Source organism: Enterococcus sp. DIV0561, assembly GCF_050539875.1.
GTDB lineage: Bacteria > Bacillota > Bacilli > Lactobacillales > Enterococcaceae > Enterococcus > Enterococcus faecalis.
The window spans coordinates 695531-721751 of the sequence record NZ_CP172927.1 but is presented as its reverse complement, the minus strand read 5'-3'; the positions used below and the strand labels follow the sequence as shown (position 1 = coordinate 721751).

The 26221-nt window shown below is 37.3% G+C and carries 24 protein-coding genes and 3 other annotated features (1 of these 27 only partly in view); of the genes, 9 read left to right on the top strand and 15 right to left on the bottom strand.

Translation table 11 applies throughout. From position 1 onward, the window contains the following. Positions 1-69 precede the first annotated feature (69 nt). Together IGM13_RS03530 and udk are read right to left on the bottom strand one after the other, a co-directional pair. The gene (locus IGM13_RS03530) at positions 70-411 is read right to left on the bottom strand and encodes a type II toxin-antitoxin system PemK/MazF family toxin (RefSeq protein WP_002355703.1); all 342 of its coding nucleotides are present in this window, start codon (positions 409-411) and stop codon (positions 70-72) included. Positions 412-579: 168 nt separating this feature from the next. Further along, on the bottom strand, positions 580-1209 hold the full coding sequence (gene udk, locus IGM13_RS03525; RefSeq protein WP_002355702.1) for a uridine kinase: 630 nt from the start codon (positions 1207-1209) through the stop codon (positions 580-582). A 174-nt stretch (positions 1210-1383) separates the two neighbouring features. Between udk and IGM13_RS03520 the strand changes: the two genes are divergently transcribed. Continuing rightward, positions 1384-1839, top strand: a complete 456-nt coding sequence (locus IGM13_RS03520) for a GNAT family N-acetyltransferase (RefSeq protein WP_002383069.1) — start codon at positions 1384-1386, stop codon at positions 1837-1839. 34 nt (positions 1840-1873) lie between these two features. On the opposite strand, the gene IGM13_RS03515 is transcribed toward IGM13_RS03520, so the two are convergent. Together IGM13_RS03515 and IGM13_RS03510 are read right to left on the bottom strand one after the other, a co-directional pair. Beyond that, the gene (locus tag IGM13_RS03515) at positions 1874-2554 is read right to left on the bottom strand and encodes a YjjG family noncanonical pyrimidine nucleotidase (RefSeq protein ID WP_002378056.1); all 681 of its coding nucleotides are present in this window, start codon (positions 2552-2554) and stop codon (positions 1874-1876) included. Continuing rightward, on the bottom strand, positions 2551-3333 hold the full coding sequence (locus IGM13_RS03510; protein ID WP_002358774.1) for a 16S rRNA pseudouridine(516) synthase: 783 nt from the start codon (positions 3331-3333) through the stop codon (positions 2551-2553). Before IGM13_RS03510 ends, IGM13_RS03515 begins: the two co-directional genes overlap by 4 nt. A gap of 330 nt (positions 3334-3663) precedes the next feature. On the opposite strand from IGM13_RS03510, the gene IGM13_RS03505 reads away from it, so the two are divergent. Together IGM13_RS03505 and IGM13_RS03500 are read left to right on the top strand one after the other, a co-directional pair. After that, positions 3664-4269, top strand: a complete 606-nt coding sequence (locus IGM13_RS03505; protein ID WP_002420095.1) for a 50S ribosomal protein L25/general stress protein Ctc — start codon at positions 3664-3666, stop codon at positions 4267-4269. Positions 4270-4520: 251 nt separating this feature from the next. Continuing rightward, positions 4521-4844, top strand: a complete 324-nt coding sequence (locus tag IGM13_RS03500) for a DUF960 domain-containing protein (RefSeq protein WP_002355697.1) — start codon at positions 4521-4523, stop codon at positions 4842-4844. Between the two features lie 68 nt (positions 4845-4912). On the opposite strand, the gene IGM13_RS03495 is transcribed toward IGM13_RS03500, so the two are convergent. The 4 genes from IGM13_RS03495 to IGM13_RS03480 form a co-directional block, all read right to left on the bottom strand. Further along, positions 4913-7927: a polysaccharide lyase 8 family protein gene (locus tag IGM13_RS03495; RefSeq protein WP_048945244.1), complete on the bottom strand. Its 3015-nt coding sequence runs from the start codon at positions 7925-7927 to the stop codon at positions 4913-4915. A gap of 114 nt (positions 7928-8041) precedes the next feature. Continuing rightward, positions 8042-8842 carry a PTS system mannose/fructose/sorbose family transporter subunit IID gene (locus IGM13_RS03490; protein ID WP_002383066.1) on the bottom strand — a complete coding sequence of 267 codons (801 nt, stop codon included), beginning with the start codon at positions 8840-8842 and terminating at the stop codon, positions 8042-8044. Beyond that, positions 8835-9626 carry a PTS mannose/fructose/sorbose/N-acetylgalactosamine transporter subunit IIC gene (locus IGM13_RS03485; protein WP_002358771.1) on the bottom strand — a complete coding sequence of 264 codons (792 nt, stop codon included), beginning with the start codon at positions 9624-9626 and terminating at the stop codon, positions 8835-8837. The genes IGM13_RS03490 and IGM13_RS03485 overlap by 8 nt, the downstream gene beginning before the upstream one ends. A 48-nt stretch (positions 9627-9674) precedes the next feature. Further along, positions 9675-10568, bottom strand: a complete 894-nt coding sequence (locus tag IGM13_RS03480; protein ID WP_002383065.1) for a PTS mannose/fructose/sorbose transporter subunit IIAB — start codon at positions 10566-10568, stop codon at positions 9675-9677. A 260-nt stretch (positions 10569-10828) separates the two neighbouring features. Between IGM13_RS03480 and IGM13_RS03475 the strand changes: the two genes are divergently transcribed. Beyond that, the gene (locus tag IGM13_RS03475; protein ID WP_002366233.1) at positions 10829-11536 is read left to right on the top strand and encodes a GntR family transcriptional regulator; all 708 of its coding nucleotides are present in this window, start codon (positions 10829-10831) and stop codon (positions 11534-11536) included. A gap of 24 nt (positions 11537-11560) precedes the next feature. Here IGM13_RS03475 and IGM13_RS03470 read toward each other — a convergent pair whose 3' ends face one another. The 6 genes from IGM13_RS03470 to IGM13_RS03445 form a co-directional block, all read right to left on the bottom strand. Continuing rightward, positions 11561-13339, bottom strand: coding sequence for a glycoside hydrolase family 35 protein (locus IGM13_RS03470; protein WP_033591657.1), 1779 nt, complete (start codon positions 13337-13339; stop codon positions 11561-11563). Positions 13340-13351: 12 nt separating this feature from the next. Next, positions 13352-14515, bottom strand: coding sequence for a glycoside hydrolase family 88 protein (locus IGM13_RS03465; RefSeq protein WP_002420090.1), 1164 nt, complete (start codon positions 14513-14515; stop codon positions 13352-13354). 271 nt (positions 14516-14786) lie between these two features. Next, a complete protein-coding gene (locus IGM13_RS03460; RefSeq protein ID WP_002391333.1) occupies positions 14787-15614 on the bottom strand; it encodes a hypothetical protein in 828 nt (275 codons plus the stop codon). A 3-nt stretch (positions 15615-15617) separates the two neighbouring features. After that, positions 15618-17357, bottom strand: coding sequence for a DUF2264 domain-containing protein (locus IGM13_RS03455; RefSeq protein ID WP_002420088.1), 1740 nt, complete (start codon positions 17355-17357; stop codon positions 15618-15620). A gap of 376 nt (positions 17358-17733) precedes the next feature. Next, positions 17734-17982 (bottom strand): GlsB/YeaQ/YmgE family stress response membrane protein, encoded by a 249-nt coding sequence (locus IGM13_RS03450; protein ID WP_002355684.1) that lies wholly within the window; start codon positions 17980-17982, stop codon positions 17734-17736. Positions 17983-18088: 106 nt separating this feature from the next. Next, the gene (locus IGM13_RS03445; RefSeq protein ID WP_002420087.1) at positions 18089-19720 is read right to left on the bottom strand and encodes a peptide ABC transporter substrate-binding protein; all 1632 of its coding nucleotides are present in this window, start codon (positions 19718-19720) and stop codon (positions 18089-18091) included. Positions 19721-19867: 147 nt separating this feature from the next. Next, positions 19868-20100: a binding site (T-box leader), on the top strand. 154 nt (positions 20101-20254) lie between these two features. Then, positions 20255-20497 (top strand) — a binding site (T-box leader). Positions 20498-20550: 53 nt separating this feature from the next. On the opposite strand from IGM13_RS03445, the gene IGM13_RS03440 reads away from it, so the two are divergent. The 5 genes from IGM13_RS03440 (at position 20551) to IGM13_RS03420 (ending at position 23628) form a co-directional block, all read left to right on the top strand. Then, positions 20551-21195 carry an amino acid ABC transporter permease gene (locus IGM13_RS03440; RefSeq protein ID WP_002420086.1) on the top strand — a complete coding sequence of 215 codons (645 nt, stop codon included), beginning with the start codon at positions 20551-20553 and terminating at the stop codon, positions 21193-21195. 12 nt (positions 21196-21207) lie between these two features. Continuing rightward, positions 21208-21843, top strand: coding sequence for an amino acid ABC transporter ATP-binding protein (locus IGM13_RS03435; RefSeq protein WP_002355681.1), 636 nt, complete (start codon positions 21208-21210; stop codon positions 21841-21843). A 10-nt stretch (positions 21844-21853) separates the two neighbouring features. Then, positions 21854-22687: an amino acid ABC transporter substrate-binding protein gene (locus IGM13_RS03430; RefSeq protein WP_002383056.1), complete on the top strand. Its 834-nt coding sequence runs from the start codon at positions 21854-21856 to the stop codon at positions 22685-22687. Between the two features lie 176 nt (positions 22688-22863). Continuing rightward, positions 22864-23307, top strand: a complete 444-nt coding sequence (locus IGM13_RS03425; protein ID WP_002355676.1) for a hypothetical protein — start codon at positions 22864-22866, stop codon at positions 23305-23307. Between the two features lie 96 nt (positions 23308-23403). Next, the gene (locus tag IGM13_RS03420; RefSeq protein WP_002383054.1) at positions 23404-23628 is read left to right on the top strand and encodes a DUF3955 domain-containing protein; all 225 of its coding nucleotides are present in this window, start codon (positions 23404-23406) and stop codon (positions 23626-23628) included. Positions 23629-23683: 55 nt separating this feature from the next. On the opposite strand, the gene leuS is transcribed toward IGM13_RS03420, so the two are convergent. Next, positions 23684-26098: a leucine--tRNA ligase gene (gene leuS / locus IGM13_RS03415; RefSeq protein WP_010713856.1), complete on the bottom strand. Its 2415-nt coding sequence runs from the start codon at positions 26096-26098 to the stop codon at positions 23684-23686. Positions 26099-26219: 121 nt separating this feature from the next. Beyond that, positions 26220-26221: a binding site (T-box leader), on the bottom strand (it continues 231 nt past the right edge of the window).

The following is a 26221-nucleotide window of genomic DNA, read 5'->3' as shown; positions in this document are numbered from 1 at the left end:
CGAATATTTGGAAACCATTTCAACAAAAAAAAGAAACCGTTTCCCCAAAACGATTTCTTTATATGTAAATTAACGGATACCAACGCTAACTTTTAAAGCTTGATTGACCTGTTCCATCTCTTCACGAGAAAGTTGACAAACCTTGTGTAGCATTCGTTCTTTATCCAATGTTCGAATTTGTTCTAACAAAATAAGTGATGGCGTCCTGCATTCGTTATGGGGAATTTCGATGAGGACTTGCGTTGGTTGCAGCCGCTTGCTTACGTTACGGGTAATCGGTGCAACAATCAACGTTGGACTAAATAAGTTACCTTTGTTATTTTGAATAATCAGGACAGGTCGAATCCCACCTTGTTCAGAACCAACAACTGGTGAGAGATTCGCATAAAAAACCTCACCTCTTTTTATCATTCAGATTCCCTTCCCTCCTTTTCCTTTAAAAAATTATAGCATATTGTTTCTTTCAATATTTTCAACTTTTTAGCTATCCCTTAAAATATTTGATAAAACAACCCTTTAAAAGTCAAAAAAAGCTTAAACAGTCGACTCTGATATAGAGACGGCTATTTAAGCTGACTATTACATTTTTGTTAAAATACTATCCACTTTTGTATTAATTAAATCGATAGCAACGTGGTTTTCGCCACCTTCTGGCACAATGATATCTGCATAACGTTTCGTAGGTTCAATAAATTGGTGATACATGGGCTTGACGACTGTCAAATATTGTTCAATCACAGAATCCAACGTACGGCCACGTTCTTCCATATCACGCTTGATTCGACGAATAATACGGATGTCATCATCTGTATCCACATACACTTTAATATCCATTAAATCCCTTAAGCGGCGATCTTCTAAAATTAAAATCCCTTCAAGAATAATTACTTCTTTCGGTTCTTGGATCACCGTTTCTGTACTTCTTGTATGCGCAACGTAGTCATAAACTGGCTTTTCAATGGCTTGATAATTTAACAGTTGTTCAACATGTTGAATCAATAAATCTGTATCAAACGCAAAAGGATGATCATAATTGGTATTTAAACGTTCTTCAAAACTCAAATGGCTCTGATCTTTATAATAAGAATCCTGTTCTAACATCATAATTGAATGATCGGGAAAATTATTAAAAATCGCACGGCTAACACTGGTTTTTCCGCTTCCTGATCCGCCAGTAACACCAATGATAATTGGCTGACTATCTTTCATGTATAAACCTCTTTCTTTTCAAAAACTTCATTGTCTTTTACTATTATAATGAAAACTCTGAAGAATGCCAGACCTTTTCCAAGACTTTTCATGTGATTTTTATCTTCTTATGAAAAATCTGCCCACACTTCTTTCAATTACAGTATACTTATCAATAAAAGGAGAATCCTACCTATGATTAAAAAAGTCAAAAAAGAAACACTTACAACGGCGCATTACGCTCTTCTTTATGAGGCAGATCCAGCAAAAAAAATGGTGGCAGATTATATTACCCGCGGCATTTGCTTTGACTATCAGACTGAAGAACTTCAAGGAATTTTAGTCCTGTTGCCGACTCACCCACGGACATTGGAAATCGTAAACATCGCTGTCTCAGAAGAAAGCCGAGGGCGGGGCATCGGGCAAGAATTATTACATTTTGCCATTGATTTTGCCAAAAAAGAAAAGTATGATTCCTTGGAGATTGGGACTGGGAGCACAGGCTTTCAACAGCTATATCTCTACCAAAAAGTCGGCTTTCGAATGACACATATTGAACCAGATTTTTTTATCCATCATTATGATGAGCCTATTATAGAAAACGGCTTGCCTTTAAAGGATATGGTTCGCTTACGGTTACATTTAAGTTAAAAAACAACATTTCCTGTACAGGAAATGTTGTTTTTTAATGCCCAAGAATTGGTAACAACTCATCTAGCTGTTGAATCGTATAATTGGGTTGAATGGTTGGTGTTGCTGGAGCGGAGGTCGGATTGAGCCAAACAGTTTGAATTTTCGCTTGTTGACCTCCTTGAATATCTGAATGCAAAGAATCGCCAATAATCATTGTTTTTTCTCGACTAAAATTAGGAATCCGTTCAAAAACAAAATCAAAATACTCTTTCATCGGTTTTTGATAACCCACTTCTTCTGAAACAAAAATATCTTTAAAATAAGGCATTAATTTCGAATCTTCCAACCGACGATACTGTGTTTTTGCCACTCCGTTTGTCACAATATATAAATCATAATGGGGTGCTAATTTTTCCAAAATACGTTGACTATTGCCAAGCAAGTCATGTCCTTGACTTAAATATTCTCGGTAGTTTTCTCCCATTCTAACGCTATCAACTTCTCGATTAAACGCGTCAAACAATAAACCAAACCGTGTATCAAGGAGAACATCTTTTGTTATTTTTCCTTCTTCAAATGAACGCCATAATCCTTGATTAATTCGGTGGTATGTTGACTCGACTTCAGATGTAAATGGTACATTTTCTTCTTCAAATAAGGCATGGAGCGCCTTCTTTTCAGCCAATTTAAAATCTAACAATGTATCATCAACATCAAAAAGCAATGTTTTCATTTCCGTTCCTCTTCTCTTTTCAAATTACTCGGTAACGCTTTGCTTGTTTGTTGTTTTTCAATAAAAAAATAAGGCAATAGCAATTGTAACTCTTCTCTTGTTAATGAACGATAAGCACCTAAAGGTAATTGCGGATCTAGCCGCAACGGCCCCATAGTTTGGCGTTTTAAAGCAGTCACTTTTTTCCCCACAGATAAAAACATTTTTTTCACTTGGTGAAATTTTCCTTCTTGAATAGTCAGGAAAACATGACTCTCCGTTTCAGTCGCTGCAAGAACAGTTATTTTTGCTGGCTTACATTGAATGCCTCCTTGCAAAACAATCCCATCTTTAAATTTAGCACAATCTTCTGCAGAGACCAAACCATTGACTTTCACTTCATAACATTTCGCTACTTCTTTATTTGGCCGAATTAATTGATACCCTAATTGTCCATTATCTGTTAATAGAAGTAACCCTTCCGTATCGCCATCGAGTCTTCCCACTGGATAAAGACCAGGGCGTCTGTCTTGTGGCGCAATCAAATCAATGACTGTTTTTTTAGATGCATCTGAAACAGCGCTAACCACACCTTTTGGCTTATTCAACATATAGTACACATGTGTCTTATGCGAAATTAATTGTCCTTTTACTTTAATCATTTGTAATTGCGCATCGACGTTTTGGCTTTCATTTAATGTCACGATGCCATCCACAGTGACCTGCTTGCCTCTGATTATTCGTTTCACCGTTTTGCGTGATCCAAACTGAAGTTCTTCTAGTAATTTATCTAATCGCATTGTTCCGCTCCATTCTGGTATTAGTATAGTGGAATCCGTTAAAGATGAAAAGTAGAAAAAGGTAATTCCTTGACGTATAAAAATATAAGTGTTACGGTTAATAAGTAAAGTAAATAAAGGTTTCTCAAAAACAGCGTAATGACCTGGGAGAGAACAACGATAACAATGAACCATTCCCATGAGTGTTGCCTGGCAATATTTGTGGGGATTTTTTGATTATTGTTAGCATTTTTCTAGACAAGAACAACTGAAAAAAGAGTTTCTTTTTTCCATTATGTTTTGTTTCTGAGTTTAACCAAATCACTCATTATTTCAAGGAGGAATTAGGTTATGTCAGTACAATTAGAAGTTAAAGAAAGAGCTATCCGTCCACGTTCACTAAGAAATCAGCTACGTCACGAAGGGAAAGTACCTGCCATTGTTTACGGTTACCAAATTGAAAGTACACCAATCTATTTTGAAGAAAAAGACTTATCAAAAATTTTACGCGAACATGGTGCTAACACCGTTATTAAAATGACAGTTGATGGCAAAAACATCAACACATTAATGTCGAAAGCACAATTAGATACCTTTACTGGTCAAATGCTTCATGTTGAATTCTTATCTGTAAATATGAAAGAAACAACAGAAGTCGAAGCAGAAGTTCAATTAATTGGTGAATCTGCAGGTGTGAAAGCTGGGGGTACCTTAGCTCAAAACTTGTACACTGTTTTAGTGGCAGCCACACCAGATAAATTGCCAGAATCAATTGAAGTAGATATTACAAACTTAGAAATTGGTGATGCTCTTACAATCGCTGATTTACCTGAACACAAAGACTATGAAATTTTAACTGATCCAGAAGAACAACTAGTTGCTATTGTTGAAGCACAAACTGCTCCTGAAGAAGAAGGAACAGCTGCTGAAACGACTGAACCAGAATTAGCCGAATAAAGAAAACACTTTTGTTCAGCTGATTCTCTTAAGTTTTAGAAATGGGACGTGCGTTGAAACAACGTACGTCCCATTTTCTTTTTACTGCATGTCTTGATTTCTTTATATAAATGATGACACCTGCAAAGCTAGGAAGCTACAGAGGAATATTAAATTTTTGCTAATCTACGCAATATTTTCAAACGAAACAATTTCTTTTTTTAAAATTTGCAGTATACTAAAAGTAAGTAAACAAAAAGGAGGTCATCCATATGTTTGAACGTTTTGATAGTGACCGTAGCCGCTATGCTTCATTAGGTGTTGTTTCTAGCTTACCTAGTGGCTTAATTGATAGTATTTGGTTGATTATTGACTTAAATCTAAAAGGGGTTATCCCTTTAAACGACTTACTTCACTTTGATTTGTTGAACAATAATGGAAAAGTGACTGTCCATTTTTCTCAAGAAAATAGTTCAGTAGAAATGGCCATCGACTTACCATTTAGTTATTCTACGGCATATCCGTCGCGAATTTTTGCTTTTGATGATGGCCATCGTGAAACGATATTATTACCCGCAGAAATGTTAGAATCTTAAATAATTTCAACAAAGTAGCCTCAAATTCCGATTAAACTGGAATTTGAGGCTACTTTGATTTCTTTTAGTTATTCTACAATAATTTGTTTACTACTTCCTGCAGCATTTTCAAAATTAATAGTAAAGGTTTCTGTTGCATCATCATAAGTGATTCCGTCACTTTGACTAATTACTGTGCTGTAATCTTTTGGTATTTTTAAAGTCAGTGTCTTAGTTGTTTGTGTGGGATCAGAGAAAGTATACGTTTTTTGGTGTTGTTGTGTCTTTCTTATTAAAGAAATAGCTTTATTTGAGGTAATCCCTGCTATTGTACCGCCAGTTTCTGACCAAATGTTAACCCCAAGATAGCCTTCTTCTTCTTGCTTAACTGCTTGAATTTCTTCTGTATTTGAGAGAACTTCTACTGTTTTTTTGGCAGCATATGTTTTTAAATCAGTTTCATCGATTCCTGGTAAAACTACATAAGCATAATGCTCGTTCGTTGGGTGTTGACCATGTTGAATCGTAAATGTTCGATAATCACCTACATATTCTTTATCACTTGGAAATGCTTCATTAATTGCTTTATAGGTTCCTTTTCTAGTTTCACTTTTAACATTTACCGTTGTTTCTTCTGGAAAATAATAACCCATATTAGCATTGGAATGATCCGACTTTAGTAATAACCATTGTTTTTTACTCGTTTCATTTTTCTCATGAATCTCCCCAATATTTGATAACACTTGATACTGATACGCATCATTTAACAAACGATTATCAACAACTGTCTCAATCGAAGCTTCTGTATCGCCTTTAATTCCTGCGCCTAATGCGATAATTTGCCCATTTAATACAAACCAAGATTTTTTAGCTTGTAGGTTCATAGGTAAAAGTTTCCCATTATTTTTGGTCCCGTCTTTATTAAGAGCCATCCCTACTACTGCCTGATTGTCTGACGTTACTCCACCAACCCATTGCTCTTTCGATGTGATTGTTGTAAATGCTGAAACTTCATCTGCCAAAGAAATGGTATCTACCGTTGTTCCTGGTAGTCGATAGGGATCTACAGTTGGCCAATAGCTGGAATTAAATTGAACCTCGTCATCATTATATACGTACATCATTCCGTCACCAGTGTGCCAGCCACGTTTATTTTCTTTATTCCCTGCTTCAAAAGATGCAGTGCGCTTTGAATACAAGCCTAGCCCAAACATATAACTAGGTGTTCGTTGGACAAATCGATCCATCGAAGCATAAAGTTTCGTGCCTGTAAAAGGAAGTTGCCCTCCCGTAATTTCTGGATTAGTTAAAAGTTGCATAGTCATCTGTAAATCATTAAAATCACGAGCATTGGTCAAATAATAATCTGGGTTCTCCTTCATCCAATATTTAACGGCTTCTTGAAATTTCTTTTGATAATTATTAGGGGCAAATTTAGCCACAATTAATAAATTATACATGGTAGTTGAGCCATAGCCTGTTTTTCCAACTGCTGGGGCTCTTGAGATGGAACGGCCATTCACAGTTGGTAGCATTTCACCTTTATAAATCAAAGGAAGAAAGGCCCGATCAACATTTTCAACAAATTCTGTCACAAGAGTTGCATCCATTTGAAAAGATGAATCTGCTGTAATGGCCAAAATTTGTCCAACCCCTTTCACCAAAACATTTCCATACGAACCTGTATAAGGAATGTTATTGTGCTGGATAAAAGAACCATCTTGGTAAAAACCATCACCTTTTGTTACTAATTTAAATACATCGACGATACTACTGGATGCTTGGTTAATTTTCCCGCTATCCTTTTGTAAAATTCCTAACCCCAAAACAGTTAAAGCTAAGTCCGTTCGGTTCGCTCCTGATGTCACAAAATTTGGGATAAAAGCTAAATCCACAAACGTTCCTTGTGGTTTTGTATACAACTGTTTAAATGGATCTGGGACATAACTGCTCAGCGCATTTGTATAGATTTGTTGCTTTTCCGGAGAAACTTTATCCTCTAAAATCATTAGAATATTAAGAAACTTCTGTGGCACACCAATTTGCCAGTCCCACCAATTTCCATGGTACTTTTTCCCATCATATCCTTTTTGCGTTACCATAAAATCTAAGCCATCAATAATGGTTGCTGCCAATTTGTCATCTTGGTAAAGCGTACTCTCCTTCGTTCCATAGGCTAACGCTAATTTTTGCAATTTGGTAAATTGAGTCGTTAAATCAGCAGATGGCGTATTGCCAGGCTCTAGTGGCCATAAATAGCTGCGGTTCGGCTCTTTATTCATCGTTTGATCGAGTTCTGTTGCTTCATTGGAGATTTTTTGGACGTAGTCTACAAGCGCTTGGTTAGTTGAATCATATTCTTTGGAAACAAGCTGATTTCGCCATTTTTCTTTTAATCCTCGGTATTCTGCAGATGAATCGATAACAGGAATGCTACCAACGGAGCCACTTTTCATAGAAATGATATTCAGCTTTGATAGATTACCAAATAGTCTAATTCCTACAGCGCCCGTCCAGTCATCATTAATGGACGTACCATCAGGATAATGAACCTCTTCATTTTCATAAAATAATTGATCATTCAGGAATGTCTGAATTTTTTTTCCGTCATAGCGAACCAGCAGTTTATATTGTTGGCCACTTAGTAATGTTGGCCCCGGAATATTAGTTAGCCATTTACCGCCTGGTTGTCCTAATTGCCAGCGGCCGTCACGATTATAAGCAAAAGATTGCCATTGACTCGTCTTTTGTTTATCTCCGCGGAAAACCAATCCGAAGTTACTTTGTCCTTCATATAAAAAGGTTAGTTCAAGATCTCCTGAAGATTGTTCGCGTGCATCAAGATTGATAGAGACAGATTCGAGGTTTGTCCCTTGCTTCGTGTTTGCGATCCATAAACCAGTAGAATCATTCTTTTTTTCTGCTGTTCCCACCAAATCTTGCCAATGCCCAACTTGATTGGGGAAATCTGAAATGTAAGAGGGTTGCTCAATCGTTTGGCTCGCTTCGTTTTCTTCTGCAAAAGTAAGGGTGGTTCCCATAAATCCACTCGTCAAAGCAGTAAACAGTCCGACCAGCATTACCCATATTTTCCTGTTTTTCATTCTTTCTCCTCCTAAAAAATTATCGTAAAACGCTTACATCCGAATTAGAGAAAAAGAGTGAAGAAAAATACTTTCTACACTCTCCGACTCTCTGAAAATCACTTAATATACTTTTTACGCCAAAATACCAAAGGCACTCAAAACAATCGATAAAATTAAAATAATCCAAATCACTCGTGTGGAATTTAATTTCTTTTGACCTAACATCCAATAAGTTAAAAGAACAAGTAAGATTGGAACTAAGGAAGGTAAAATTGCATCTAACGTATCTTGAATAACTAATTCGACCCCGTTCTTTTTATAAACAAAAGGAACTGTCGCCTTGATAACTGAAGGAATTAAGGCACCAATCACAGTCACACCAAGAACAGTTGCTGCATTCGTAAAGGCAGATAACTTGTCTTTTAAGGTCGTCACTAGTTTGACCCCTTGCTTATAACCAAGTGGTAAGAGCGCGGCCCGACCAAACAATAGTGCAATATTTGCAATAATCCAAATAACACAGCCAACCACCGAACCATTTTGAGCCAGTGTCCCTGCAACAGAGCCGAAAATCGTCCCCCAAATAACGTGGAATAAAGAGTCCCCAACGCCTGCCAAAGAACCCATCAGAGCTGTTTTTAACGCAATAATTGTTTCTTTCGCTTTATAACCATCTTGCTCTTCAATCGCCACATCAATCCCCATAATTAAATTCCCAAAAATAGCATTGGTGTTAAAAAATTGATTGTGTGTGCGCATCATATCTTGAAATTGTGCTTCATCATGACCATAGAATTTTTTTAAAACAGGTAAGATGCCGTATAAATATCCTGAACTCATCATACGTTCATAGTTCCAGTTTAATTGGCTTCCTAAAATATAACGCCAGCTAATTGCATTTAATTCTTTTTTTGTCAGTTTATGCTTACTCATCGCCGTCATATCCTCCTTCAAAATCACCATTTCCTGTTGTTGCTTGTGTCGTGCTTTTTGCCCCATCACGTTTAAATACAAGCATCGCTGCTACCATCCCAACTATCGAAACACCTAACATTGGAACTTTTAAATAAGCCGCTAAGAAAAAGCCTAATAGTAAATAGGGGATATATTGCTTCGTTGGCAAGTAACGTAATAAAATCCCTACACCGACAACAGGTAATACTCCTCCAGCTGTTTTTAAGCCCGTCATTAGCCATTCTGGCATGTTATCGGTAATCGTTGTTACTACAGCATCCCCCGCTAATAACATTAATAAAATCGGAATGGCACGAGACAGTCCCCATAGAACAGAACCAGATAAAACTAAGCGTGGAATCCGTTTTACTTGCATCTTATCAATCGCTTTATCGACACTATGAAGTAAAAAGACATTACAAAAACGGGCCACTACATCTAGTTGCAACATCAACAGAGAAACAGGAACAGCTAAGCCAATACCATACTCCGCTCCTTTTCCAGAGATTACAGCGAAAGCGGTTCCTAAAACAGCCCCTGTGAAATAATCAGGTACCGATGCTCCACCAAAAGCAGCAATTCCTAAACGCATTAATTGAAGAGTGCCGCCAACCATTAAACCAGTTTTTAAATCTCCCATAATCATTCCAGAAATCATTCCAGCAATAGCTGGTTGCGTCAACGTATTTGAAATAAGTGAGTCATTAATAGCAATAAACGCATAAATAGTAATTAAAATAATTTGATACGCTGCTAAATGCATTGAAATTTCCTCCTAAATTTAAAAATATTCTTTCTTAGTCTGACAGTTTTAGCCGCGTAATTTTTTCATAAAATCAACGACTGGATCGTTTGGAACTAATTGGGCTGTCACAGTGACGCCTTTTGAAGCGATTGTTTCAAAAATTTGTTCTTCTTCTGGTAAAACTTGAATACTTTTTGTTACTTCGCGTGCTCCTTCTTTGTAACTCATATTCCCAACATTTACAGTTTTGATAGGTCCTTGCGCTTCGATAAAGCGGAGCACATCTTTCGGATTTTTAAATAATAAAAATAAACGCTGTTTACCATATTTTCCTGATTGAATATTTTTAGCGGCAGCCTCTACTCCAAGAACAGATAAACGCATCGAAGAAGGCGCTGCCATTCTCAAAGATGATTTTTGTAAAGGATCTGTAGCCGCCTCATCATTGGCTACAATTATTCGCTGTGTACTAAGACTTGTCGACCAAATTCCCGCTACTTGTCCATGAATTAACCGTTCATCGATCCGTGTGTTTACAATATTTTCTTTTCCAGCATATTGACTATAGTTACTTAATTCTTTTTCTTTGCTGGCTTCTGAAATCTCTTGTTCTGCTTGATTCATTCCAGCCTTTACATCAACAATATTTTCTTGTGCTAAACAAACTAATTCTTTAATCGAAGCCTGTTGATTAACCACTGCTTCAATCACAACAGAGAGCGTCATCCCTGCAATAATTTCCACTCCGTCAACGTTCAAATAATTCTTAGTTGCCACGTTACATGGCGTTCCTCCTAGTAAATCAGCAATAATCAGTGTCGTACCGTTAAGGGCTTTCATTTTTTCATTTAGCTCTTTCTCAAATTGAAGATTGTCGCTATCTGGTCGTAATGAGACTGTATGCACGTGTTCTTGCCGACCAACGATCATTTCTAAGCTAACTTTGACGCCTTCAGCCATGCTACCATGACTAATTAGTACAATGTTTTCCACGAATTTCCCTCCCTAGATGTAGGCGATCCTACTTAACATGTTATGTTCTCTACGAACTTACTATAACACATACTAAGTTATCCGTAAACCTAATATCTTAATATATTGAATTTATTTTTTTGAATTCTTTAAATAAAAATTGTCTTTCCTCTTTTTCAAAGTGTTTGCTAAAGGCTAGTTAACATGTTATGCTTAATTCATTCGATTACTAGAATGGAGGCAATCGCATGTTACCTAAATATGAACAAATTAAACAAGACCTTTTACGTGAAATAAAAAATCATACCTTTATTCCTGGTGATAAATTTTATTCTGAAGCCGATATTAAACGAAAATATGCTGTTAGCTCTATCACAGCTGTCAAAGCACTGAATGAGCTGACCAGTGCAGGTTACTTGTATCGTATCCAAGGAAAAGGGACCTTTGTTTCGAAATCAAAAGTTTCTCAAAATGTAAAATTTTCTGATATCGAGTTGCATTCTTTAGACTCTGAAAAAGTTAAAGTCCTTTCAATTGAAGAAGAAAATCAAGCCGAAATTTTAAAGGAATTAGGCTTACCAGCTAACGCTTCTTATTATAGAATCAAGCGTGTACGCTATTCTGAAGATACACCCTTTCTCGTACATATCACACATCTTCCCAAAAAGCTTGTTAAAGAGCCGCTCTCAAAGGACCTCACAGCTTATGCAAGTGTGTATGAACGAGTCCGTAAAGATTTTTCAGTAGACCTCTTCTCGTTGGCTTCTGTAGAAACAAATGAAATTGTCTTTCCCGAAGATGCTGAGTTATTGAATTTACTTCAATTAAGTTTTCGTGAACCCGCTGTTAAACAAGTTAAACATTCCTATCTCGCAGATGGTAGTGTTGCTGAATATATTATTAGTTATAAACATTGGAAATATTTCAAAACCAAAATAGAAGTAGAAGCCGAATAAATTTCAGCTTCTACTTCTAGTTTTTTAGTCTATGATTACTTGATTCGTAAATTTCAAGTACTCAATTTCAATTCCCTCTGTTTCAAAAATTACTACTTCATTTTGTCCTTGCTGTAAAAATTCTTTGGGACAATACAGCGAATGAATGGGTCCTATTTCCCAATAACGACCTAGATGATGACCATTGACCACAACGAATCCTTTGCCGTAGCCTCGACAGTCAATATACGTGTCTGCTAGCTGTTCTAATTCAAATGTTACTTGATAAAACGAAGGCTGCAATGGATTTTTTCCAGCTGTGTAATCAATCTTGGCTAATTGCTCTTGTGAAAAAGTTAAGGGATAGTGTTGATAGCCTTGATGAAAATGAATGTCTTGCATCACTCCACCTCGAATTCCTTTACTTTGTGTCGGATTATTTAATTTAAAGCCATAATTAACGCGACCTAAATTTTCCACTAAGATATCTAACGCAAGTGTGTCTTTTTCAGTTTGCCCTGAAATCAGTAGCTCTTCTCCCACTGTCTCTTGATATTGGGTAGCAGCTAAATCTCCATCTACATAAATGTGTAAACGATCACTGGCCTCAACCACTTTTAGTTTATTTTCATGATGATAATTTTTTAAATCAAACGAATAAAGCAAGTAGCCATAGCCTGAGCCAGCTTCTTCCATACTTAATGGATACGCGGTGGTCTTCGGTGTCATCATTTGATCTTTTACTGCGAATAAAGATACGCTAGCAGTTACTGAAAAGCTTCCTAAATTCCCCAGTTTTTTCGTGCGTGGTTGTGCTTGCCAAACTTCTGGACATACTTCTTTAATTGCTTTTTGAACGGCATAATATTTTTCTGTTGGTTCTCCTGCTTCTGTTAATAAAGCATCATAATCATAGCTAGTGACTTGAGGTAAATCTTTTGCACCTCGCGCCGAACACCCGTTATAAAAGCCGAAATTTGTTCCTCCATGAAACATATAGAGATTTAAAGAACCCACTGTCAGCATATCTTTTACTTCCTTCGCCAAGTCGGTACCTTCTCGCTGAATCACTGGTTCGCCCCAACGATTGAACCACCCATCCCAGTATTCCATGCACATCAACGGCCATTTTTTACCATGACGAGTCATAAATTTTTTCAAAACGGCAGCATTTTCTTTCGAATGACTACCAAAATTTCCTGTCACAAAAACATCCTCTTCAATTAACGTCCCCGCATCCAAAACCTCTTCCCAAGCGCCATCAGATGTAAAAAGAGGAACCTCAATCCCCAGTTCTTCCATTATCTGCTTGGTTTGTCGCAAGTACGCTTTCTCCATGCCATAGGACCCATATTCATTTTCAACCTGCATCATGATCACTGGTCCACCTTGTGTTATCTGCAGCGGTGCTAGTTTAGGCAATAATACTTGAAAATAGTTACGAACTTTAGTCATAAAAATAGGATCTGTCGAACGTAATCGCACACCTTTTTCTTTCAAAAGCCATGCTGGTAAGCCACCAAACTCCCATTCTGCACAAATATAAGCCGAAGGACGCAGAATAACTAGTAAATTCAATTTTTCTGCCAAGCGGACAAATGCTTCAATGTTTTTCATTCCTTCAAAATCGTATACGCCTTCTTCTGGTTCATGAATATTCCAAGGAATGTAGGTTTCTACTGTATTAGCTCCTAAAGCTTTCAGATTATAGAGGCTATCTTCCCATTGTCTAGGTGTCATTCGAAAGTAATGAATCGCCCCGCTAATAATTTTTATTGGTTGTCCATTTAATAAAAAGTCTTCTTTAATCTCAAACGTTTGCATCATTTTTCCCCTTTACCAGTATCTTTGCCATGATGGTTTTGCTAAACGCATTAAGGCTTCCATGTAAAAATAATCGCCCCATAAATTGGGTTCATCAATCCCTTTTCCTTCTGCATGTGCGTAAACACCATGGAGTAGCAGTCCTTCATTTTCGGAATCATTTTGCGTACGATAATATTTTCCTAATTGATAAATCATTCCTTTGGCAAGCTCTTTCGCTTGAGGAAATGCCTGTAGTTTGTCTGCTTCCAATAAACCACATGCCGCAATTGCCAGTGCCGAGCTATCTTTGTCAGATGGCATTTGGTCATTAAAATCAAAATCCCAATAGGGAATTAAATCTGCTGGCAAATGAGCTAGAAAAACCTCCACTATTTGTGGATAAATTTCTGGAAATGGTTGGGAATGGAGAAATGTTTCGTTTAGGGGAATCCCTAAAATTGCCCAACTTTGGCCTCGTGCCCAAATGGAAGTATCACTATGTCCTTGATGCGTAGCTCCATGTTTTGGTCTGCCTGTTTCTGGATCAAAATAATAGGTATGATAAGTTGTCGCATCGGATTTAATCACCGTTTTCATTAACGTATGATAGTGACGTGAGGCAATTTCCTCATAAATCCTATTTCCAGATAATTTAGTTGCTTCAAATAAAAGCGGTAAATTCATTAATGAGTCGATAATTAATCGATATTCTTTGGGATCACCATAATGGCCCCACGCTTGAATGAAGGAGCCATTTTCTTGGAATCGTGCTGACAATACTTCAGCGGCAGCTAGCACTTCTTGTTTACAGCGCTCATCACTGGTAATTTTATACCCAGCACCCGCTGATAGACTATATAAAAAACCAATGTCATGGTGGTCCAAAACAAAATGCTCCTCTAATCGTTGTTGAAAGCTGTCAATATTTTCCATTGCTAGTAAACGAAATTTTTCTTGGTGAGACCACTCATATGCTAGCCAAAGCATGCCTGTCCAAAAGCCATTGGTCCAATCATCGTTAGCTTTGAGACGATATCGACCATTCGTAGCACAAGCTGAAGGAAACTGTGTTCCGAAACGCTGCATATTTTTAGCAATTTTTGAAACGCATTCATTTAATTGCGTTTGAATCCATTCATCTGTGACATTTTCTCCTAGAGAGATCAGTCTTTGTTTATTTTCTTGACTACACATCTCCACCACTCCTTAACTTGTTAACATATTAACTTATTGTATTATAACGTAAAAGAAAATAAAAAGCGACCTTTCTTAATTATTTCTCTTAAAAACAAGAGCGTGGGACAAAAATCACTTTGGATTTTTGTTCCACGCTCAAAAACTGATAAACGGCGGGAACAGAACCAACTCCTTCGGAAATAAGCTGAAATTCTCCAAAAATCAAAGATCAATTTTCGGAAATTTCTTCTTATTTCTCGGAGCTAAACGGTTCTGTCCCGACCTCTTGTTATTTATTCCGACCGAATACTTCAATTTGGGTCAACGCTGGAAATGGAGAAGAGTCCAGCGCTTTTCGTAAGCATTTTAATGTCAAAGTTTGTGTTGTTTTCATTGGGAACTTTATTTCTTGAAAACAGGCGGTATTCGTTGTGGCAACTACTCGTTCCTCTCCATCTGAAAAGGCTAAAGTGACTTCCTCCCAATAGCTATCATGTGGGTAATCCGCCCGAAATAGCAAGCGGATCCAGTCCGTTTCTACAGGCCTGCCAAAGTCAATCGTTAACTGTGCCTCCTTTTGTTGGTTAATTCCCCAAGAAGCAAACGGATACGAGCCATGAGAAAGGTTACCAAACTTAGAATCAATAGCATTTTTCGCAAAGAAAACAGCATCGTCTCTCGTTTCAACGTTTGCATACGCATGAGGATAGGCTCCTGAATATTCTTTTTGGTCATGTGTATTCATAGAAAGATTTTGATAATTGTCTTTTTCAAACGTGTGCGCTTGTCGAACCATTATTTGGTGCCTTGCTGAATGAAAGGCCGTATCAACAAAAGCTTTTCGAGCAGATTCTTCTAATGGAATTTGATATTCCCAAACTTTTTCTTTCAAATAAATCAATGAAGGAGCCAAAGTTTCATCTAATTGAACCATCAAATAAGGGGTAGCCCCTGTATAAGTCACTACAATTTTATCGCCTACTTGATAAAGGTACTGTTTAATTGCTAATACCGCTAACGTGTCTCCCTCCGCCATGAATGGCGCTTCTGGCTTCTCGTGATCGATTCGGCCAGTAATAATCTGATTGTCTTTATTTTTCAATTCGATTTTTATCATTTTTTATTCCTCCCTTGTCACACCACCTACCAAACAAATCAGGCGATGCGTTCCTATTGGTAGCTCTTTTTGCAAATAAGGTAAACTTGTTCTTGGGAAAAACAACGATGTATTGGGTTCAGGTTGAAGAATACCTGCGTGGTCATATCCTTCAATTGCAACTATTTGCGAACACAATTCTCCTGAATCGACTCTAGCCCACTCTTTACCAAGTTCTTTTTCTGAAAATTTTCCAAGTAACGGTAGACTGAATCCTCCTTCGCGCACTTTTAATGGAACCGATGTCACTATTTCATGTACTCTAACATGCCATTCTCCAAAAGGATAAATGGTTGTTTCAATTTCTACTTCTTGAAAAGGTAGCCATTTATAATAAACTTGCTCCTCTGTTAAATAAAAATCATGAACTTTCCCTTTAACACGAAAATATTCACCATCACGAGAAACAGCCAATACGTTATCAAAAGCCCCCTCCTCATAACGCGCACCAGCTTTGGGAACGCTAAAACCAAAGCGGCTAGAATAGACAAATTTACTATATTTAGCCGCGGCATGCGCTTGATTTTCAAGCCATAGTCCTGCAGGATAGCCGAGGACATGCGTTTTCATTTTAGGATGGATTAATAACATGTTTCCCTTTTCTATCAAACGCTTTTCTTCTCGTTTTATCGCCAACGGTTCAGCACGCCAAAACGGATGGTCTTGATCCACAGCGAGCAACAAAAATGTTTTAAAGGCCCAATACGGAGAGCCTGGTGCGTTATAACCTTCTGCCATTACTAAATTTTCGTAATGATAGCCAATGGACAACCGACCATCATAAGTGAAAATAGCCTGTTGCATCCAACAGTGTAAATGTTTTGCTAACAACGTTTTTATTTGTCCCCAAGGTAACGCCTCTACTTCTGCAAATATCAAAGCTGCGAAAAACGCTCCTTGAGCAAATCGATACGTTTGACTACGTCCGTAAGGTAACGCTTCGCCCTCCTCATCAAAATAGTACAGATAGTCTTGCGCGAACATAACGGCTCGTTCTGTAAAACGTTTCGCACGAATAGGATCTCTTTCTCGCATAAATTTGACATAAATCAAACTATAATAATGAAAAGCAAACGAAATATAATAATCTCTTTGCGTAGTTTTACCATCCATATACCAACCATCACCTAAATACATGCGTTCAATCAACGCCAATTCTTCCTCTAGTTCCGCTTGGTTAATCACTTGTCCACATCCCTCGAGTGCCAAACGAATGAGCACTTTGAAAAACGTCCAATTATTTTTAGGAATTTTACAACCAAGTGCCTTATTTAACCAAACCATGATATTTTCTTGCTGTTTCTCAGAAAAACAGGACCAAAAATATGTCTTATGAAGCAATAAAGTTAAAGATAATGCTGCTGCTTCCACAATATATTGATCATAATCAACAATATCGCCCCAATAATCTGGGGATGACGGATCAGTTCCTGCGATTAATTTTTCCACATAAGCATCTCTTAAAACATCATCTTTACAAGCAACCCAATACGGTCCAATTCCCCATAATGGTCGAATGAGCGCTTCCATTTCAGCATGTTGCTGATCATAGACAGCACCACTGGACCCAAAATTCACGCCAGGTTTTTCTGATGTTAAAATAGCCGTTTTTAAAGGTGTCATGATTGTTTCAAAAGCTTCCAAATATGCTTCTCTAGTCAAAAAAAGATTACTTTTTAACGATTCCATGCTTTTCGCCCCCATTAGTTTAATTCAAAGAATAACAAGGGCACATATTTTTTTCAACTATCGTTTAATGAATAAAACGGCGTATTATGAGAGCAGAATTTCCCCTTTCCTAAACTTAACATATTAATTTTTTCTTTATTTTTGTTGAGCCTTGAGCTATTCACTTTATCCAACAAAACTTCCTTTATCAAAAATGAATAATAAATGAAAAATAAGCAGTCTAACGCAGGAAATTCTCATAATAAATATTTTAAAAAAAGAGTCTATGACAAAAATCCAAAGAAATTTTTGTCATAGACTTAAAATATGAGAGAAAAGACATCAAAAGTAATGGTTTGATCAACCTTCACAAGTTTTATGATGCTTTTCAAGATATCATTTTGATACAATTTTACGCCTTGCGGTTTACAATAAAAGAGTAAATAGCGATACAGATAATCGCTCCTAGCAACGCTGAGATAATTGGAAAACCGCCGATGACTGGTCCTAAAGAAGGCAACAAGAGTGATGCTACCCAACTTCCTAAAAAGCCCACGATAATATTTCCAATAATGCCACCTGGCACGTCTTTTCCTAAAATTGCGCCAGCAATTGCGCCAATAATTCCTCCGACAATTAATGCCCATAGAAAGCTAAACATTTGAAAAACCTACCTTTCATAGTTGATTTTTTTAGTTAATTTTCCTACTTTAAGGATAAAACAGAAAGCAGACTTTTTCAAAAGATAGGACTTTTCAGAAGTCAATTTATTCTTCTACATAAGCTAAACGATAGGATACTGTGCGACCAAAAGAAAATACTTGCAAACCTTGTAAGCGATCTGATTTCAAGTAACCAATGGCTCCTTGGAATAAGGGTAAAACACCGGCATCTTTTTCAATTAATGTTTTTTCTAAACTTAGTAATTCATTCCAGCGTTTTTCAGGTTCATTGGCGTAATCTTTTCTAACTTTTTGGAGACCCGCATCATACGCTGAATCGTTATAACCAGAAGTATTTAAGCCACTTTTTGAGTCATAAAATTCTAAAAAGTTAATGGGGTCAGCATAATCAGGCGTCCATGTTCCAAAGGCTAAATCGTAATTACCTGCTGTTTGTAAATCCAAACGATTTTGCAAAGGCAATGATTTTAATTTGATTGTTAAACCTGGTAAATTTTGTTGCAATTGCCCTTGAACAAATTCAATGGTTTTCTTGGCAATCGCTGAGTCCGCTGAGATTAGTTCCAATCCAATTTTATCTTTGCCCAACTCTTCTTTCGCTTTGGTCCAGTTAGCTTGGGCTTCTTTAATATTATATGGCAATAAATCACCATTTTCTTTGCGGAAATCTTCACCTGTATCTGGATTTTTTGCAAAATTAGCTGGTACAAATCCATTTAAAGCTGTCGAGCCATCTCCTAAAATTTCTTTTGCAAAAGTTTCTTTATCAATCGCTTGTAAAAAAGCTTTTCGAACATGTTCGTTGCCGGTAATTTCACGGCGATGATTTGGGCTTAAATAACCCACCATGGCTTTAGGTACAAAATGCGCTTGTTTTGACTCTTTATACTGAAGTGCATAAGTATCTGCTAAAACAGTGTAATCTAAATCGCCATTATCAAAAAGATTGGCTCCTGTGCCAATTTCTTTCACTACTTGAACATCAATTTCATTCAATTTTACGTGTTCTTTATCCCAATAATGATTATTCTTCTTCAATTTCCAAGTTTCGGAATTGCCATCCCAGCCTGAAATTACAAACGGTCCATTGCCAACAAAATTATCTGCAGAAGTCCCATAGGCAGTACCTTTTTCTTTGGCAAAGGCTTCATTTTTAGGCATAAAAGGTGTTCCAACTAAGACTTGGGCTAAATAAGGAATTGGATTTTCCAATGTTAGTTCTAGTGTCTGGTCATCGATTGCTTTGACACCAAATTCTTCCATCGTGGCTTGTCCTTCCCGCACCGCACGCCCATTTTTAAAAATATCCATTTGATTACTGCTACTTGAACCATACGCTGGATCGACCACGTTTCTAAACGCAACTACAAAATCCCCTGCTTTAACTGGATCCCCGTTTGTCCATTTTGCCTCTCGTAACTTGAATGTATAGACTAACCCGTCTTCACTAACTTGTGGCTCTGCTTTCGCCATAGCTAGCTCAGGATCTCCGTTTTTATCTTGTCGATACAAGCCTTCAACTACTTGACCAATCATATCGGAACTATAGACATCTGTATAATGAGCGCTGTCTAATGTCGAGAGTTCACCACCAGATGCGACGTTAATTTTCTGTGTAGCTGGTTCATTCGAGGTCGTTTTCGAACCGCCACTTCCACATGCTGCTAAAACCAAGCCCAGTGCAACAAGTCCGATTAACCACTTTTTCTGTTTCATACCAAAACTCCTCCTTCTGTTCAAACAACTTACTTACATTTTACATGATTTTCCATACATTTGTCCTTTTTCAGCACTTACTTTTTGAAAGAAAAATATTTTTTTAAGAATAAGAGTTGACAGATATTTTTTCTGGTGGTACAGTATTGAAAAACAGAGAACAGAAGAGTAACTGTTTCCTTTAGTGAAGAGAGTCTTTGGTTGGTGGAAAAAGACGTAAAGAAACAGCGAACCACATCTGGGAGTTGACTTTTTGAACCCTTAGTAGGAAAGTCCGGGACCACTCGTTAGCAGGCGAAGTTATGAACTTCATAAGGTTCGTGTTGCGAAACACGAATAAACTAAGGTGGAACCACGATAATTGATTATTCGTCCTTTGGCTAGTCAGTCAAAGGACTTTTTTGTTTTTTAGATGCGCTTTTCAACCTGAGAGAGTGCCTCAACTGCTCAAGTCTGTTGTCCTCTTTTCCATATCCTTAATGGGATAAGCTAGAAAAGCAACAGGTTTTCTGTTCCGTTCGAACAATTTCATACTTACAATCAAGGCTTAGGACATAGTAATTTAGCTCTTCCTTTACAGAGACTTTTTCATTGGCTGAAAGAAAAAGATGGATTCTTCTTTACTCACACCTAAAAGATGTTTTTCTGAATCCTTTAGTAAGAAAAACCGGTGACTCTATCGTTAACAGAGAGTAGTTGTCAACGCAACTACATAAGGCTTATCTTGTGAAAGATAAGTAAATTGAGGTGGCACCACGAATGCGATTCGTCCTCTTGGCTCACAGCCAAGAGGCTTTTTTGTTTTTTAATAAAAATTGTTGGAGGAAAAAATGATGGATTATATTTTAGAAATTTTACCTGCTTTAGTTAGCGGAGCTGGCATGACGCTGAAAGTCTTTTTCTTTACGCTCCTTGGCTCGATTCCACTGGGGATTATCATTGCCTTTATTTTACAAAGTTCGTTTAAACCTTTACGTTACTTAATTAACCTCTACATTTGGTTAATGCGCGGCACTCCGCTATTGTTACAATTAATTTTTGTTTTTTACGGCTTACCATTAATTGGTATTGTCTTTGAACGTTACGATGCGGCCTTATTCGCATTTATTTTAAATTATGCTGCGTACTTTGCTGAAATTTTCCGCGGGGGGATTCAAGCAATTCCCCAAGGTCAATATGAAGCTGCTAAGGTTTTACGTTTAACACGTTTTCAAACAGTCACCCGGATTATTTTGCCACAAGTTGTTAAAATCGTGCTGCCTTCCGCAGGAAATGAAATTATCAATTTGGTCAAGGATACTTCTCTTATTTATGTTCTTGGCTTAGGCGATCTTTTACGTGCTGGTAAAATTGCGATGAGCCGCGATGTTACATTAGTGCCATTAGCTTTAGTGGGAGTGATTTATTTACTCTTTACGGCAATTTTGACTGTTGCTTCTAAGAAAATTGAAAAATTCTATCAATATTATAAATAGGAGGACTTTACCATGTTAACTATTAAAAATTTAACCAAACATTTTGATAACCGGACCATCATTGATCACTTAAATTTAGAAATTCCAGAGGGTAAAATTTTAACGATTGTTGGTCCTTCAGGCGGCGGAAAAACCACTTTACTTCGTTGTTTAGCTGGTTTAGAAACCATTGATTCTGGTGAGCTTTTGTTGGATGGTGTTCCTTTCAATCCTGCTGAAATGGACAATGCCGATCAAGTGGTTGGGGTCGTTTTCCAGGATTTCCAACTTTTCCCTCACTTATCAGTTTTAGAAAACATTACCTTAGCACCTACATTAGTACTAAAAGAAGAAAAAGCAAAAAGTCAGCAAGAAGCTTTAGAATTACTGGAAAAATTGGGCTTGGCTGGTAAAGAAAAACTCTATCCGTACCAACTTTCCGGTGGACAAAAACAACGAGTTGCACTTGCTCGTGCCTTAGCAATGAAGCCAAAAGTTCTTGGGTACGATGAACCAACGAGCGCGCTAGATCCAGCTTTACGCCAACAAGTGGAAGAAGTTATTTTAGATTTACGGAAACAAGGCATGACACAGATTGTCGTGACCCACGATATGGCTTTCGCTGAAAAAATTGCAGACAATCTTTTGACGGTTGCCCCCGTCCAATAGAAAGGAGTTTATGATGAAAAAGAAATATTCTTTAGCCTTGCTGGTTATCTGTTGTAGTTTACTCCTATTTGCAGGTTGTGGTAAAAGAAAAAGCAACGAAGATCAATGGACACGGATTAACGAAGAAAAACGGATTATTATTGGCTTAGATGACTCCTTTGTGCCCATGGGTTTTCAAGATAAATCAGGCAACATTGTCGGCTTTGATGTCGACTTAGCCAAAGCGGTTTTTAAACTTTATGGCATTTCCGTTGACTTCCAACCGATTGATTGGTCTATGAAAGAAACAGAATTACAAAATCAAACCATTGATCTTATTTGGAACGGCTACACTAAAACGAGCGAGCGGGCTGAAAAAGTTCAATTCACACAACCCTACATGACGAACGACCAAGTACTTGTTTCTTTAAAAGAAAAAAACATTGCAACAGCGAGCGACATGCAAGGCAAAATTTTAGGGGTTCAAAATGGCTCTTCTGGCTATGATGGCTTCGAAAGTCAGCCTGACGTTTTGAAAAAATTTGTTAAAGACCAAACGCCTATTTTATATGACGGGTTTAATGAAGCTTTCTTAGATTTAAAATCTGGCCGAATTGATGGGCTCCTAATTGATCGCGTCTACGCCAACTACTATCTTTCCCACGAAGATAATTTAAAAAACTATACTATTTCTCATGTCGGCTATGACAATGAAGATTTTGCTGTGGGCGTCCGCAAATCAGACAATCAATTAGTCAAAAAAATCAATACTGCCTTTGAAACGTTACGAAAAGATGGCACCCTTAGTAAAATTTCTCAAAAATGGTTTGGAGAGGACGTTACAAATAACACAAAAATAAACTAAATAACGAATAAAAAGGTGTACTGCTGACTTAGTACACCTTTTTATTTGAATCAAATTCTTAGCAAATTCTAACTTATGAAGAACTTTTATTTTTGCTACACTAGTAAAAGTCGAGAGAATTTGTCCTTTTTCTGCCTAGAACAATCATTACTCTCAATAAATGAAAGGAGAAAAAAATGCCTACTAATAAAAAAGAAGGAATGCTTTTTACTACGTTAATGTGCTTTCTGATGGTTTTCGGAATGAGCACCTATAATTTATTATTGCATGGAGAATTTTCATTGTACGCCTTATCAAAAGGTTTGCTTCCTGGATTTATCGTTGCTTTTATTTTAGACGTTTTCATCGTTGGTGTCTTAGCTAAGAAAATCGCTTTTTCTTTACCCTTTAATAAAGAAAAACGGCTATTACTTATTCTGACCATTTCGAGTCTCATGATTATCGGCATGGTGACTTGTATGTCTTTATTTGGCTTATTAATGGAAGGCCAGACGTTGTCACTAAGTGCGTATTTCCAAGCTTGGGGCCTGAACTTTATTGTTGCGCTTCCTTATCAATTGCTGATTGTCGGTCCCTTTTCACGTATGATCTTAACCAATTACCAACAACGACAAACTTAGAAAATAGATTTCTTATCTAAGTTTTAACAGTTGCCTAAAAAAAAGTTAACCTTTTTGATTTATCTTAGTGATAGTTCATTAAAGGAGGAACTGAAGTTGAAAAAATATCGTATTAGCTTATTTCTTGGCTTGATTAGTCTTTTATTATTTATGATCTCTATTTTAGTTGGATCAACATTATCTAGCGATGGACTTTTAAAAGAACCCGCCTTTTTCTGTACGCCGCTCGGTTACTTTTTTCTCTTCATTGCCTTGCTTTCAGTTATAACAATCACATGTAAAGAACATATGAATCAAAAAGGTAAAACAAAACAACCTTAAAAAGAGCCGGACGTTTTGATACGTCCGGCTCTTTTTTTAATAAAAACATGTAAACTTAATTTGCAACAATATTTACTAATTTATCTGGAACAGCAATCACTTTGCGCACTGTTTTTCCTTCAATAAATTCTTTAACAGCTTCATGGTTCATTGCAATTTGTTCTAATTCTTCTTTACTTAACCCACGAGCGACATTTTGTTTGCCACGTAATTTTCCGTTCACTTGGAAAACTACTTCCACTTCATCTTCTACTAAGGCCGCTTCATCATAGGTTGGCCAAGGGACATAAGTTAAACTTTCCTCGTTACCTAAAATTTGCCATAGTTCTTCACCAATATGTGGCGCGATTGGTGCAAGTAATTGGACAAATCCTTCCACATATTCATAAGGTAAGGCATCCACTTTATTGGCTTCATTCACAAAAACCATTAATTGAGAAATCGCTGTATTAAAGTGCAAGTTTGCCATATCTTCTGTCACTTTTTTAACCGTTTGATGATAAATTTTCGTTAAACGGCCATCATTAATTGTGGTAATTCGGTCACGCATTTTGCCTTCTTCATCAACAATCAGACGCCAAACGCGATCTAAGAATTTACGACTTCCTTCTAATCCATTTTCATTCCAAGCAATGGAAGCATCTAATGGGCCCATGAACATTTCATAAAGACGTAACGTATCCGCACCATATTTAGCCACCACATCATCGGGATTTACAACATTGCCACGTGATTTAGACATTTTTTCGTTGTTTTCTCCTAAAATCATACCTTGGTTGTATAATTTTTGGAAAGGTTCTTTGGTAGGAACCACGCCAATATCATATAAGAATTTATGCCAAAAACGAGCATAAAGTAAATGCAGCACCGCATGTTCGGCACCACCAATATAGATATCAACTGGTAACCAACGTTTTAATTTTTCAAAATCAGCAATTTCATTTTTATTATGAGGATCAATGAATCGTAAGTAATACCAAGAGCTTCCAGCCCATTGTGGCATAGTATTCGTTTCACGTTTTCCCTTCATGCCAGTTTCAGGGTCGACGACATTGACCCATTCATCAATGTTTGCTAATGGCGATTCCCCAGTTCCACTTGGGCGAATATCCGATGTTACTGGTAAACGTAGAGGTAACTCAGATTCAGGAACCGTTGTGGTTGTTCCATCTTCCCAATGGATCACAGGAATTGGTTCACCCCAGTAGCGTTGACGAGAGAATAACCAGTCACGTAAACGATAGGATACTTCTTTTTTCCCTACGTGATTTTCTTCTAGCCACTCATTCATTTTAGCGATGGCTTCTGCTTTGTTTAATCCATTTAAGAAATCAGAATTGATATGCGGTCCATCCCCTGTATAGGCTTCTGTTGTAATGTCGCCACCTGCGATTACTGGTAGGATATCAATGCCAAATGTTTTCGCAAATTCGTAATCCCGTTCATCATGCGCTGGGACCGCCATGATTGCGCCTGTACCATAGCTTGCTAAAACATAATCGCCAATCCAAATTGGAATTTCTTGGCCATTGACTGGATTTATCGCATACGCACCTGTGAAAACACCTGTTTTTTCTTTTGCTAAATCCGTTCTATTTAAATCAGATTTTTTTGAGGTTTCTTCAATATATGCTTCTACAGCTGCTGTTTGTTCAGGTGTCGTAATTTTTTTCACTAGTTCTAGTTCAGGAGCTAGAACAGTATAGGTTGCACCAAACAAGGTATCCGGACGGGTTGTAAACACCGTGAAACTTTCTTCTGTGCCAGCGACTTTAAAGGTCACATTGGCTCCTTCAGAACGTCCAATCCAATTTCGTTGCATATCTTTAATACTTTCTGGCCAATCAACAAGCTCTAAATCTTCTAATAAGCGATCTGCATAAGCAGTAATTTTCAACATCCATTGACGCATTGGTCGGCGAACCACATCATAACCGCCACGTTCACTTTTTCCATCAATGACTTCTTCATTTGAAATAACAGTTCCTAGTTCAGGTACCCAGTTAACCGCAACTTCTGCTTCATAAGCTAACCCTTTTTCATATAATTTTGTAAATATCCATTGTGTCCATTTGTAATATTCAGGATCAGTGGTATTAATTTCACGATTCCAATCATAGCTGAATCCTAGTGAATTAATTTGGCGACGGAATGTTTCGATATTTTTCTTAGTAAATTCAGCTGGGTCATTTCCTGTATCTAACGCATATTGCTCTGCTGGCAAACCAAACGCATCCCAGCCCATTGGATGCAACACATTATAGCCTTGCGCACGTTTCATACGTGAAAGAATATCGGTTGCTGTATAGCCTTCCGGGTGACCTACGTGTAAGCCTTGTCCAGATGGATAGGGAAACATATCTAGTGCATAAAATTTTTCTTTATTTGGGTCATCCAATGTATTGAAACAATTGTTCTTAGCCCAATATTTTTGCCATTTCTTCTCAATCTCTTTGTGATTGTAGCTCATGTTATTCCTCCTAATTAATATAAAATTTTTCATTCTTAAAATTTGCCACCTGCAGCCATTTTCACTATTCTGACTTAAACTAGCCACTTAGTGATAAAAAAAAGTCCTATAGGAAAAATTCCT